The following is a 13,008-nucleotide window of genomic DNA, read 5'->3' as shown; positions in this document are numbered from 1 at the left end:
GGTGTAGCACCATGTCCCGCATGGTCGAGCGGGACGACAGAGAGACCGAGCCGGTAGGGCGGCGATTCCGGCAGTGGACACCGCCGGATCTGCCGTGGCTACGCCGCCGGATCGTGCCTCCGCCGGACGTGACGGCCGAGGAGATCGCCTCGCGGGACATCGCCGAGCAGGAGATCTTCGAGGAGGCCATCGAGGAGGTCCAGCTCCGCACGGTCGCCGACTGGGAGTACCGCTTCCGCGCCTGGCGACTGGCCGGACTGGGCCTGCTGCTCGTGCTCGTGCTGCTGGTGACGATGAGCCGGCTGCTGGTCGGCGGCCCGCCGTCGGTCACTGAGCTGCGCGAGCAGGCCGGCGTCGACTCGTGGACCACGCTGAACATCGGTGTGAAGGACGACCAGTACGGGGTGGCCTATCACGACCCGAAAGGCCCCTGGACCGGCTTCGACATCGACATCGCCCTGATGATCGCCGAGGATCTCGGGTTCCGCCGCGACGACGTCCGGTTCTACGGGATGGAGAGCGAGGACCGTGCTCGCATGCAGGCGACCGACGCGGAGGGCAACCGGGTGCCGGTGCAGCTCGTCGTCGCCAGTTACAGCATCACCGACCAGCGGAAGTCGGAGGGCGTGCACTTCTCGGCGCCCTATCTGCACACCGAGCAATCGGTGATCACGCTGAAGGACCACTCCTCGGTGTCGGCTCTCCAAGATCTCTCCGGTGAGAAGGTCTGCACCCTCTCCACCTCGACGAGCCAGAACGCGCTGACCGACGTGGAGGCGATCGTGTCCCGCAAGAACCGGGTCCGGGAGTGCTTCGCCGAGCTCGATGACGGCAAGATCGACGCGATCAGCACCGACGCGGCGATCCTGGCGGGCTGGAAGCATAGATTTCCCGAAAAATACACACATTGGGACCTCGGCCTGGAGAAGGTCGAACGATGGGGCGTCAATGTCGGCGACAACCCGGCCCTGGAGACGCTCGTCAACCTGACGCTCTACCGCTCCTACGCCGACCCCGCCGACGACCGGTGGGAGCGGGCCTACCAGGAGAACCTGCAGTCCGAGATCGACCTGGAGAAGCCGGTCCCGATCGCCGAGGGCATGCAGCCGCGGGTGGACCGGCCCGACGTGCGCCACCTGCCGTGGGAAGACCCGCTGGGATGAGCACCGAGATCACCACCGGCGCCGTCTCCAAGGAACGGCACGGCGCCCGCCCCCGCTACCGCGCCGAACTCAACTGGCTGCTCGCCGTCCTGCCCGCGTTCCCGCTGCTGCTGCTCGTGCTGCGGCTGTGGTACCTCAGCCGCCAGGACATGGCCACCATGCTGCTGCTCGTGCAGTACATCAACCCGCTCGGCATGATCAGCGCGCTCTTCATCACGCTGAGCTGGACGATTCCGGCGGCCATCCTGGTGGTCCGGGTTCTCGGCGGCATCCTGCTGGTCAGCGTTCCCGGCCATGCCGGTACGTCCTATCTGGCCGTGGCAGCGCTGCGCATGCCGGGCTGGGTCGTCACCGTCGCCGCGATGATCGCCGCCTTCACCTGGCAGATGCAGCTGCTTCCCCTGCTCGCCCTGCTGGTGACCGCGATCCTCGGGCTGACCGCCGTGCAGAGCATCCAGGGCGAGAAGACGCTGATGCTCTGGATCACGGTCGGCGTACCGGTGGTCGTCGGGTTCCTGGTCTGGTTCTTCGTCTGGCCCGGCGTGGTCGAGGCGGTGCGGGCCGGCATGTGGTCCACCGCGGCCCTGCTCGCCCTGCCGCCGCTGTTCGGGCCGGTCCTCACCGGACCGGTCCCGGCCAAGTGGGCGCGGATGGCGACGTACTGGCCGGCGATCGGCGCCGCGTTCGCCCTGCCGTTCGTCGTCGGCGTGGTCTTCCTGCGCGCGCCGGTGCTGCCGGACAGCGCCGTCGAGGTGGGCGCCGCGGGGGAGCCGGTCACCGTGGTCCGCGGGCAGCTGATCGCGGTGGACGACAACTCGACCACGATGCTGGACCCGGACGGCGAAGTCATCTTCATCCCGAACGGCGACGTGCGGTCGCGGACGCTCTGCCCGGACACGGCGCCGCCGTCGTACAGCGGAGTGACCGTGCGGGGATGGCCCGTCGAGGCCTCGGCACTCCAGTGGATCGCGCCGACACGGACGGTGACCGAAGTCGATCCGAGATGCCTCGGACGGGCTCTTGATCCGGACTGAGTGTATTTTCGACAACGACATGTGCGACATGCCGCCCACCACGTGCAGACAGCTTGGCATCGACCTGGCAGGCTGCACGCCATGACCTTGCACCTCCGGTGGGCGGCCGTCACCGACCAAGGACACGTCCGGAGCAACAACGAGGACTGTCACTACGCGGGTGACAACCTCCTCGTGGTTTGCGACGGCATGGGCGGGATGGCCGCCGGCGACCTCGCCAGCCGGCTCGCCGTCGAAGCCATGGTCTCGCTCGACGCGCCGATCCCCACCGACAACCAGATGGACGCGCTCCACCGCGCGCTCGAAGTGGCGAACGGACGGATCGCCGAGCAGGTGGCCCTCGACCCCGCGCTGCAGGGGATGGGCACCACGCTGACGGCCGTGCTCTTCAACGGTGAGCGGGCCGCGATGGCGCACGTCGGCGACTCCCGTGCCTACCTGCTGCGCGACGGCCGGCTCAACCAGCTCACCAAGGACGACACGTACGTCCAGATGCTCATCGACCAGGGTCTGCTGAAGCCCGAGGAGGCGGCCGGCCACCCACGCCGGGCCGTCGTGACCCGGGTGCTGCAGGGCGAGCCGGTGACTCCCGCCTACGTCATCGTGGAACCGCAGGCCGGGGACCGCTGGCTGCTCTGCAGCGACGGCCTCACCGGTGTGGTGAGCGACCCGACGCTGGAGCAGGAGCTGCGGGCCGCGCCCGACCCGAAGACGTGCTCCGAGCGCCTCGTCGACCTCGCGCTGCGCGGTGGCGGGCCGGACAATGTCACGGTCGTGGTCGCGGACGTGACCGCCGGCGACTGACCCCATCCGACCGCCCCATCCGACCGCCCCGCCCGCCACCCTGGACCGGACCAAAGGCGGACCAGGTATTTTACTCCGGCCGCCCCATTTCAGAGCGCGGCCGGAGAAAATCTGGTGGTGATCTCGGAGCGTGGCCGTCCTCGGTGATCTGCTGCAGCTCGTCGTCGGCCTGGCCGCCGCCGCCATCTGCCTGCGCGCCGCCCGCGGCCGGGCCGGCGTACCGCGCCGCTGGCGGTTCCTCGCCGCCGGCGGGCTGCTGGTCTGGTCGCTCACCCGGCTCGCCGAGCTGCTGGGCGACCCACCCCGGCTGGTCATCGACGCCGGTTTCCTGGTGCTGCCGTTCTGCATGCTGATCGGTCTGCTGGCCGCCGCGCACACCCGGCCCCGGCCGGTGCCCACCTCGCCGCGCCGCGACCAGATCGCCCTCGTCATCGACAGCGTGCTGATCACCGGCTCGGTGCTGGCGCTGATCTGGTCGATCATGCCGGAGCTCGTCGAGCCGCACCTGGTGGCGTACCCGGTCGTCGACCTGGTCCTGCTGACCATGGTGATGCTGCTGCTGACCACCCGGCCCGACTCGCCGTCCGGCCGCCGCCCGCTCGCCCTGATCGGGGTGGCACTGCTCGCCTTCGGCACCGCGGACACGTTCCGGCTGCTCGACGCCGGACCGGCCTGGCTGGAGCTGGCCGGGCACGTGCTCGGTCCGGCCTTCATCGCCATCGCGGCGCTGAGCCCGGCCCGCACCCCGCTGGACCGGCCCGCCACGGCGTTGCTCGTGCACGACCGGCTGCACCTGCTCGTGCCGTACGGGCCGGTGGTCGTGGCAGGGGTCGTGCTGATGGCGCGGACCATCAGCGGGCAGCCGCTGACCACGTTCCAGGCCTACCTCGGCTGGCTCGGCCTCGCCCTCGTCGTCACCCGGCAGATGCTCACCATCATGGACAACAGCGTGCTGCTGGACCGGATCGCCGAGACCCAGCAGCGGCTGCACCACCTCGCCTACCACGATCCGCTGACCGGGCTCGCGAACCGGGCGCTGTTCCGGGAACGGCTCGGCCTCGCCCTGGAAGCACATCAGAGCCGTGGCACACCCGTGGCGGTCCTCTTCGCCGACCTCGACGACTTCAAGCTGATCAACGACACGTTCGGGCACGCCATGGGGGATCGGGTGCTCACCGCCGTCGGTGAGCGGATGCGGTCCTGCGTACGGTCCCAGGATCTGGTGGCCCGGCTCGGCGGCGACGAGTTCGCGGTGGTGCTCGGCTACGGGGTCGTCCCGGCGCCGCGGCGGCACCGCATCCGGTTCCGTCCCCGGCGCTATGTGCTCTCCGCCGCCGGGGTGCGCGTCTACGACGGTCTGGACCGGCGGGCCGCCGCCGGCCGGGTGACGGCCGAGCTGCCGCACCCGGTGTGGGTGGCCGAGGCGGAGGCGATCGGGCAGCGGATGCTCACCGCTCTGCGCGAGCCGTACCAGATCGACGGACGGTCGGTGGGCGTCGGCGTCAGCGTCGGCCTGGTCGCGGCCGAGCCCGGCGACCGTCTCTCGGCCGACATCCTCCTGCGAAGAGCAGATGCGGCCATGTACGCCGTGAAGCGCCGTGGCAAGGGCGCTCTCATCACCTACGCGGGGCCGCGTGACAACACGCCGCACGCCGACCTGCCGCAACTCCTCGCCGGGGCCCTGGCCGAGGGCGGCAGCCCCGCCGCGGCCGGCTTCGAGGTGCACTACCAGCCGATCGTGCGGCTCAGCGACGCGGCGACGGTGGCCGTGGAGGCCCTCGCCCGCTGGACGTCACCGACGGCCGGCACGATCCATCCGGACGTCTTCGTGACGATGGCCGAGCGCACCGGCCTGGTCGCCGCCATCGACGACTTCGTGCTCGACCAGGCCTGCGCCGACGCGGCAGGGCTGGAGGCGCTGTACGGCCGCCCGATCGACCTGCACGTCAACGTCTCCGCGGGCCGCCTCGGCCAGCAGGGCCTGCGTGCGTCCGTGGCGTCGGCGCTGGCCCGCCACGGTGTGACCCCGTCGCGCCTCGTCGTGGAGGTCACCGAGACGCTGCGCATCCCCGACCTGCCCCGGGCCGCGGCGGTGCTGGCCTCGCTGCGCGACCTCGGCGTACGGGTGGCCCTCGACGACTTCGGCAGCGGATACAACGCCCTCGCGCAACTGCACGCCATGCCCGTCGACATCGTGAAACTCGACTCCACCCTCACCGACGTGGACGCCTCACCGGACCGGGCAGGCGCCCTGTGCCGCTCGGTCCTCTCCATCTGCGCCGAACTCGGCATAGCGGTGGTGGCCGAGGGCCTGGAGACGCAGGAGCGGGCTACCGGGATGGCCTCCCTGGGCTGCCCCCTGGGCCAGGGCTACCTCTACGGCCCACCGGCCCCCTTGTCCCGCCTCCTCCCGCCACCCGATCCTGACCGTTCGGGATCCTGAGTGAGGCGCCGCCTCGTAGGCGGTCTCCAGCGGAAGCCATGTCATCACGGCCGCGACCTCGCCGTCCGGTGGGCCAGGGCCGGCGCGAACGCAGGGCACCGCTGCCGGCCGATGGCACTCGGCTGTGGCCCATTGCTGTCCCGAGCTCAACGGCACAGCAATGAGCCACAGCCACGCGGGAGAAGAGGCGCAGCAGCCGCGAATGCGCGACGACCTGCCACGGGACCGTTGAGGCGGCTGCCGTGGGAGCTCTCCGGTCAGCGGGCTCGGGGGTTCGTCCGCTTCGTCGGGGTGGCTGTGGTGGGGTCCTCGGGCCACGGGTGGCGCGGATAGCGGCCTCGCAGCTCGGCCCGCACCTGCGGATAACCCTGTGCCCAGAAGGAACGCAGGTCGCGGGTCACCGCCACGGGGCGGCCGGCAGGGGAGAGCAGGTGCAGCAGGACCGGTACGCGGCCGTCGGCGAGGGTGGGGGCGTCCTGCCAGCCGAAGGCCTCCTGCACCTTGACGGCCAGCACCGGCGCGGCCGGGTCCGTGTAGTCGATGCGGACGTTGGAGCCGCTCGGGACGGGTAGGCGTTCCGGGGCCACCTCGTCCAGCCGGCCCGCCACCGACCAGGGGAGCAGCCGGCGCAGGGAGTGGGCGACGTCGAGTCTGGCCAGGTCGGCGCGGCGGCGGGCGGTGCCGAAATCGAGCCAGTCGGCGGTGAGCAGGGCGGTGTCGGAGACGTCCGGCCACGGATCGCCGAGGGCCGCGTGGGCGAACGCCAGGCGGCGGCGCAGATCTTCGGCGGTCCGGGTCCAGGTGAGCAGGGACAGGCCCTCGGCGCGCAGGCCGGCGCGGAGGGCGTCGTGCAGCAGGGCCGGGTCGGGGTCGGTGAGCCTGATGCTGGACAGCGTGATCGCGCCGAGCCGCTGTACGCGCCGTGCCGCCACCTCGCCGTCGATCCAGCCGATCTCGGTCTCGTCGGTGAGCAGGGTGGCCGCGACCTGGCAGGCGGTGGCCTCGTCGATGGGCGCGGCGCTGCGGATGCGCGCGGTGCGTGATCCCGCCGCACGCTCCGCGTCGGCGATGGCCAGCCAGGGCGTTCCGGCGAGCTGGGTGCCGCCGGGGAGGTCCGCGGCGGTTCCGCCCGCCATGAGGTACGAGGAACCGCCCCGCTCCCGCACCCTCGCCACACGCCCGGGGTGGGCCAGCCCGACCAGGAGACCGGCCGCCAGGTCGTCCGGAATGCGCTCCCGGGAAGGGCCGGCCGAGGAGGCGCTGGTGGTCGCGGCCGCTGAAGTGGCGGGGCGGCGGCCGAGAGCTCCGAGTAACCGTCGTACCTCCATGGTGAAAGCCGGATCGGCACCCGCTCGCGCCCTCCGCCAGAGGGTGATCACGTCGTCGCCTCCGGAGAGATCGCCGTCGAGGACGGCGACGATCTCGGCGGCCCGCTGCGCGCCGACCAGATCCGCGCCGTCCAGGAGCGCGCGGGCGAGACGGGGATGCAGGCCCGCGTCGGCCAGGGCGCGGCCACGGGGAGTGACGAGACCGTCATCGCCTACCGCTCCGAGATCGTGCAGCGTCGTCCGCGCGGCCTTGAGCGCGCCCGCGGGAGGCTGGTCGGGGAGTGCGAGGCCGGTGCCGTCCGGGTGGCCCCAGAGCGCGAGTTCGAGGGCGAAATCGGTCAGGTCTGCGGCGGCGATCTCGGGTTCGGGCTGGGCCGGAAGACGATCGTGCAGCGCGGAGGACCAGCATCGGTAGGCGCGGCCCGGAGCCTCACGACCGGCACGACCGGCGCGCTGCTCGGCCCCGGCCCGGGACACCGCGACCGTGACCAGGGCGCCCAACCCGCGGGAGTGATCCATCCGGGGTACGCGGCTCAGCCCGGCGTCGACCACGGCACGCACGCCCGGCACGGTGAGGCTGCTCTCCGCGATCGCGGTGGCGAGGACAACGCGTTGCCCGGTGCCCGGCCGTAGCGCCGCGTCCTGTGCGGAACCGGACAGGCGGCCGTGAAGGCGGACGACGTCGACACCGCTGAGCCGGCGAGCGACCTCCTCGATCTCGCGGGCGCCGGGCAGGAACACGAGCACGTCGCCGTCACCGTCGGTGAGCGCGCGCCGGGTCGTGGCCGCCACGTGGTCCAGCAGGCGCGGATCGACGCGCAGGCCCAGCGGCGGAGTGATCTTGCCGGGTGGCGGCGCCCAGATGACGTCGACCGGGTACGTCCGGGCGTGCGCGGTGAGCACCGGGCCCTCCACGATCGCCGAGAGCCGGCCGGCGTCGGCGGTCGCGGACGTCGCCAGCAGGCGCAGGTCGGGCCGGAGCGCGGCACGCACCTCGGCCAGGAACGCCACCGCCAGGTCGGAGTCGAGGTGCCGCTCGTGGCACTCGTCGAGCATCACGGCGCTCACCCCGGCCAGCTCCGGGTCGTGCTGCAGCCGCCGGACCAGCAGGCCGGTCGTCACCACCTCGACCACCGTCTCCCGGGAGACCCGGCGATCGCCGCGCACCGCGTAGCCCACCCGTTCGCCGACGCGCTCGCCGAGCAGCGAGGCCATCCGCCGGGCCGCGGCGCGTGCGGCGATCCGGCGCGGCTCGGCCACGATGATCTTGCGGTGGGGAGAGGCCAGAGCCAGTGGTACGAGGGTCGTCTTGCCTGTTCCCGGCGGCGCGACCAGAACGGCGGCGCCCGCCTCGTCGAGCGTCGTCGCGATCGTCGGCAGGACGGGACGGACCGGAAGCTCGGGCAGGGCTTCGGGGGAGATCAGCACGGGCCGGGTTCCGTTCGTGTTTCGTGGCAGTGTGTCTGTTAATTCTTGCGTCTGCCTATCCAATCGGCGGACTCCGCCTGCTTCACTGATCAACATTGAGAGGGGGGTGACGGTGGAGACCTTGAACGCGCCGGCCGCCGGGGACCTGCTCGCCTGCCTCGCGGCCCCGGCCTGGGGCGCCGCGATCGCAGCCGGGGGACCGTACCGGGACCGGGCCGGGCTGCTCGCCGCCGCCGATGCCGCCGCCCGTCAGCTGAGCTGGGACGACGTGCTGCTCGGACTCTCCGCGCACCCGCGGATCGGGGAGCGGGCCGCCGGGGAGTCGAAGGAGGCGGCGTGGTCGCGCACCGAGCAGCAGGCCGCCGCGCAGTCCGCCGACGCGGGGCTGAAGGCGGCGTTGGTCGAGGCGAACAAGCTCTATGAGGACCGCTTCGGGCACGTCTTCCTGATCTTCGCGAGCGGCCGTTCGCAGTCGGAGATCCTGGAAGCGGCGCGCGCTCGCCTGGAGAACGACGAGACGACCGAGCGGGCGATCGTCCGGGATGAGCTGCGCAAGATCGCGCTGCTGCGGCTGGAGCGGGTGCTCGATGCCCACTGACGGCACGACGGCCGATTTCCACGCCCGGATCTCCACGCACATCCTCGACACGGTCACCGGCGAACCGGCCCGGGACGTGTACCTGCGGCTGGAGCGCCGCGACTCGGACGGCTGGTTCAGCGTCGGCGAGGGGCGGACCGACGACGACGGCCGGTTCCGGTTCCGGGTGCCGGTGCGCGACTGGCAGGCCGGCGGCTATCGCCTCTTCTTCTACGTGGAGCCCTATCTCGGCGGGGACTGCTTCTTCCCGGAGATCACCGTGGCCTTCCACGTCCACGACCCGGACCGTCACTACCACGTGCCGCTGCTGCTCAGCCGGTACGGCTACACCACTTACCGAGGGAGCTAGACCGTTGGCGATCGTGCTCGGACCCAACCGATACGGCAAGGCGGAGACCCGCCTCGTCCGGGTGAACCGCGACGGTGGCACCCACTCGCTGGTGGACCTCAACGTCAGCATCGCCCTCGCCGGGGATCTGGCGGCCACCCACGCGACCGGTGACAACTCCACGGTCCTGCCGACCGACACGATGAAGAACACCGTGTACGCGTTCGCCAAGGAGCACGGGGTCGGCGAGCCGGAGGATTTCGCTCTGCTGCTGGCGAGGTGGTTCGTCGGGTCGCAGGACCAGGTGGACAGCGCGACGGTGTCGATCGAGTCGTTCGCCTGGGATCGGCTCGGGCCGCACTCGTTCGCCAAGCGCGGTGACTACACGCGCACCACGACCGTGACGGTCACCGCGAATGCGACACAGGTCGTCTCCGGCGTCACCGGGCTGGTGCTGCTCAACACGACCGACTCGGAGTTCCACGGATTCGTGCGCGATCGGTACACGACGCTGCCGGAGACCACGGACCGGATCCTGGCCACGGCGGTGGACGCGAAGTGGCGGCACTCGGGTGATACCGGGGACTTCGCTGAGTCGTACGAGAAAGCGCTCGAAGCTCTTAAGAACGGATTCATCCAGACTCATAGCTATTCTCTGCAGCAGACCCTCATGGCGATGGGCACCCGGGTCCTCACCGACCGGCCGGAGATCGCCGAGGTGCGGCTGGCGCTGCCGAACAAGCATCACTACCTCGTCGACCTGTCGCCCTTCGACCTCGCCAACGACAACGAGGTGTTCATCGCGGGCGACCGGCCCTACGGGCTGATCGAAGGGACCGTGGCCAGGGACGACGCGCCGGCGGCGATCGCGGGATGGTGGCTGTGATCCTGATCCGCAACGTCACGGTGGCGACCGTCGACGCCGCCGACACGGTCTATGTCAACGGTCACGTGCTGGTCGGTGACGACGGCCGGATCGCGGCGGTCGGGTCCGGCCCGGGCGACATTTCCGAAATATCCGGGCGAATCGTTGACGGCAACGGCTGTCTGATCACTCCGGGGCTCGTCAACACCCATCATCATCTCTACCAGTGGGCGACCCGCGGCCTGGCCCTCGACGAGACGCTCTTCGGCTGGCTGACCACGCTCTATCCGATCTGGGGACGCCTGGACGCGGAGATCGTCGGCGCGGCTGCCGGCGCCGGGCTCGGCTGGCTGGCCCTCTCCGGCTGTACGACGTCGATGGATCACCACTACGTCTTCCCGCGCGACGGCGGCGACGTGCTGGAGGCCGAGATCGAGGCGGCCCGCCGGGTGGGGCTCCGATTCCATCCGACCCGTGGCTCGATGGACCTCAGCCGCAAGGACGGCGGGCTGCCGCCGGATCACGTGGTCGAGGAGACGGACGAGGCGCTGGCCGCCACCGAAGCCGCCATCGATCGCTGGCACGACCCGTCCCCGGACGCGATGCTGCAGATCGCGGTGGCGCCCTGCTCGCCGTTCTCGGTGACGACCCGCCTCATGGAGGAGGCCGCGGTCCTGGCCCGCCGCAAGGGTGTCCGCCTGCACACCCACCTCGCCGAGACCGACGACGAGGAGGAGTTCTGCCGGAAGCGGTTCGGCTGCTCGCCCGTGGAGTACGCCGAACGCGTCGGCTGGCTCGGCGACGACGTCTGGCTGGCCCACGGCGTGCACCTGGACGACTCGGCGATCGCGAAGCTCGGCGCCACCGGCACCGGCGTCGCGCACTGTCCCAGCTCCAACGCCCGGCTCGGCGCCGGGATGGCCCGGGTCCGCGAGCTGATCGACCACCGGGTGCCGGTCGGTCTCGGCGTCGACGGCGCGGCCTCGCAGGAGGTCTCGCACCTGGGCGCGGAGCTGCGGCAGGCGCTCTACACGGCCCGGATGCGCGGCGGCCCCACGGCGATGAACGCGCGCGAGGCGCTGCGGCTCGGCACGATCGGCGGGGCCCGCTGTCTCGGCAGGCAGGACGATCTCGGCTCGATCGAAGTGGGAAAACTCGCAGACCTGGTGCTGTGGCGGCTCGACGGCCTCGGCCACGACGGCATCGACGACAAGGTGGCGGCCCTGGTCTTCGGCCCGCCGGCACGCGTGGAGCTGGCGCTGGTCGGCGGGAAGCCCGTGGTCGAGCGCGGGGAGCTGGTGAACGCCTCCGAGGAGGAGCTGACCCGGGAAGCGCGTCGCGCCCACCAGAAGTTAATGGTATACCGTTAACTGCACATGATCCCGGTGCCCGTACGGGAAGCATGAGTATGAATAATGCTCGATTACGGTACGGGGGAGTAACCACACCGAGAGGAACCGTCAACGATGACCGAGATCCTGTCCGACGAGGCCGTGGCGTTCGTCGCCGACCTGAACCGGCGATTCCGGCCTCGCCGCAACGAGCTTCTCGAGGCCCGTTCCCGCCGTCGCGCTGAGATCGCGGCCGGGGCGAGCCTCGGATTCCTCGCGGAGACGGCGGACATCCGCGCCGCCGAGTGGACCGCGCCCCCCGCGCCGGCCGACCTCCAGGACCGGCGCGTCGAAATCACCGGGCCGACCGAGCGCAAGATGACGATCAACGCGCTCAACTCCGGGGCCAAGGTGTGGCTCGCCGACCTGGAGGACGCGAACACGCCGCACTGGTCCAACGTGGTCGACGGTCAGCAGAACCTGTACGACGCGATTCGCCGGACGATCCGGTTGGAGACGCCCAAGAAGGTCTACGAGCTCGGCGACGGCCCCTACCCGACGATCGTGATGCGCCCCCGCGGCTGGCACCTCGACGAGCGGCACCTCCCGGTCGACGGCTCACCGGCGGTCGGTGCCCTCGTCGACTTCGGCCTCTACTTCTTCCACAACGCGGCCGAGCTGCTCTCCAGGGGGAGCGGGCCGTACTTCTACCTGCCGAAGATGGAGTCGCACAAAGAGGCCGAACTCTGGAACGACGTCTTCACCTACGCCCAGGAGAAGCTCGGCATCCCGGTCGGCACCATCCGCGCCACCGTGCTCATCGAGACGATCCCGGCGGCGTTCGAGATGGAGGAGATCCTGTACGCCCTCCGCCCGCACATCTCCGGGCTGAACGCCGGGCGCTGGGACTACCTGTTCAGCATCATCAAGTACTTCCGCGACAACCCGAACATGATCCTCCCGGACCGGGCCGCCGTGACGATGACCGCGCCGTTCATGCGCGCGTACTCCGAGCTGCTCGTCGCCACCTGCCACCGCCGTGGCGCGTTCGCGATGGGTGGCATGGCCGCGTTCATCCCGAGCCGCCGCGACCCGGAGGTCAACAAGGTGGCGCTCGCGAAGGTGCGCGAGGACAAGGAGCGCGAGGCCGGCGACGGCTTCGACGGCTCCTGGGTGGCCCACCCCGACCTCGTGCCGGTCTGCGCGGAGATCTTCGACCGGGTGCTCGGCGACCAGCCGAACCAGCTCGGCAAGCAGCGCCCGGACGTCGCCGTCGACGCCCACGACCTGCTGAACGTCGCCGCGCTGAAGGCCCCGGTCACCGCGGCCGGCCTGCGCAACAACGTCAACGTCGCCCTGCAGTACCTGGAGGCCTGGCTGCGCGGCAACGGCGCGGTCGGCATCCACAACCTCATGGAGGACGCCGCCACCGCTGAGATCTCGCGCTCACAGGTGTGGCAGTGGATCCACAACGGGGTACGGCTCGAGGACGGCACGCTGATCACCGCGGAGCTGGTCGGCCGGATCGAGGACGAGGAACTCGCCGCGATCCGCGAGTCGATCGGCGACGAGGCGTGGACGTCCGGCCGCTACGACGACGCCCGCAAGCTGTTCGAGCGGGTCGCCCTGGCCGACGACTTCGCCGACTTCCTCACCAGCGCCGCGTACGACTCCATCGACTGAAAG

9 protein-coding genes and 1 pseudogene are annotated in these 13,008 nt (G+C 71.2%); 9 read left to right on the top strand and 1 reads right to left on the bottom strand.

Annotated features, from left to right (window positions below):
- Nucleotides 1-20 precede the first annotated feature (20 nt).
- The 4 genes from EP757_RS02030 to EP757_RS02015 all read left to right on the top strand — a co-directional run bounded on the left by EP757_RS02030 (nucleotide 21) and on the right by EP757_RS02015 (nucleotide 5,444).
- Nucleotides 21-1,163: a transporter substrate-binding domain-containing protein gene (locus EP757_RS02030; RefSeq protein ID WP_232050320.1), complete on the top strand. Its 1,143-nt coding sequence runs from the start codon at nucleotides 21-23 to the stop codon at nucleotides 1,161-1,163.
- A complete protein-coding gene (locus tag EP757_RS02025; RefSeq protein ID WP_127542509.1) occupies nucleotides 1,160-2,197 on the top strand; it encodes a hypothetical protein in 1,038 nt (345 codons plus the stop codon). The genes EP757_RS02030 and EP757_RS02025 overlap by 4 nt, the downstream gene beginning before the upstream one ends.
- Before the next feature lie 81 nt (nucleotides 2,198-2,278).
- Nucleotides 2,279-3,001, top strand: a complete 723-nt coding sequence (locus tag EP757_RS02020; RefSeq protein ID WP_127542508.1) for a PP2C family serine/threonine-protein phosphatase — start codon at nucleotides 2,279-2,281, stop codon at nucleotides 2,999-3,001.
- Between the two features lie 130 nt (nucleotides 3,002-3,131).
- Entirely contained in the window at nucleotides 3,132-5,444 is a 2,313-nt protein-coding gene (locus EP757_RS02015; RefSeq protein WP_127542507.1) for a bifunctional diguanylate cyclase/phosphodiesterase, read from the top strand.
- A gap of 257 nt (nucleotides 5,445-5,701) precedes the next feature.
- Here the strand turns inward: EP757_RS02015 and hrpB are convergent, their stop codons facing one another.
- Complete coding sequence (gene hrpB / locus EP757_RS02010; RefSeq protein WP_197725550.1) at nucleotides 5,702-8,194, bottom strand: ATP-dependent helicase HrpB; 2,493 nt, start codon at nucleotides 8,192-8,194, stop codon at nucleotides 5,702-5,704.
- 118 nt (nucleotides 8,195-8,312) lie between these two features.
- On the opposite strand from hrpB, the gene uraD reads away from it, so the two are divergent.
- The 5 genes and pseudogenes from uraD to aceB all read left to right on the top strand — a co-directional run.
- A complete protein-coding gene (gene uraD, locus EP757_RS02005; RefSeq protein WP_232050319.1) occupies nucleotides 8,313-8,798 on the top strand; it encodes a 2-oxo-4-hydroxy-4-carboxy-5-ureidoimidazoline decarboxylase in 486 nt (161 codons plus the stop codon).
- Entirely contained in the window at nucleotides 8,788-9,147 is a 360-nt protein-coding gene (gene uraH, locus EP757_RS02000) for a hydroxyisourate hydrolase (RefSeq protein ID WP_127542504.1), read from the top strand. Before uraD ends, uraH begins: the two co-directional genes overlap by 11 nt.
- A gap of 13 nt (nucleotides 9,148-9,160) precedes the next feature.
- Complete coding sequence (pucL, locus tag EP757_RS01995; RefSeq protein WP_232050318.1) at nucleotides 9,161-10,012, top strand: factor-independent urate hydroxylase; 852 nt, start codon at nucleotides 9,161-9,163, stop codon at nucleotides 10,010-10,012.
- A complete protein-coding gene (locus tag EP757_RS01990) occupies nucleotides 10,000-11,361 on the top strand; it encodes an 8-oxoguanine deaminase (RefSeq protein ID WP_232050317.1) in 1,362 nt (453 codons plus the stop codon). The genes pucL and EP757_RS01990 overlap by 13 nt, the downstream gene beginning before the upstream one ends.
- A gap of 93 nt (nucleotides 11,362-11,454) precedes the next feature.
- Nucleotides 11,455-13,005: pseudogene (aceB, locus tag EP757_RS01985) on the top strand (malate synthase A); the annotation flags it as partial.
- Nucleotides 13,006-13,008: the final 3 nt, after the last annotated feature.

The organism is Actinoplanes sp. OR16, from assembly GCF_004001265.1.
Classification (GTDB): Bacteria; Actinomycetota; Actinomycetes; order Mycobacteriales; family Micromonosporaceae; genus Actinoplanes.
Note: the sequence above shows the minus strand (reverse complement) of the source record. Positions and strands in the feature narration are given on the sequence as shown.

Coding starts and splice junctions, on each gene's coding strand:
- EP757_RS02030 (WP_232050320.1), top strand. CDS start 21: ATGGTCGAGCGGGACGACAGAGAGACCGAGCCGGTAGGGCGGCGATTC.
- EP757_RS02025 (WP_127542509.1), top strand. CDS start 1,160: ATGAGCACCGAGATCACCACCGGCGCCGTCTCCAAGGAACGGCACGGC.
- EP757_RS02020 (WP_127542508.1), top strand. CDS start 2,279: ATGACCTTGCACCTCCGGTGGGCGGCCGTCACCGACCAAGGACACGTC.
- uraH (WP_127542504.1), top strand. CDS start 8,788: ATGCCCACTGACGGCACGACGGCCGATTTCCACGCCCGGATCTCCACG.
- EP757_RS01990 (WP_232050317.1), top strand. CDS start 10,000: ATGGTGGCTGTGATCCTGATCCGCAACGTCACGGTGGCGACCGTCGAC.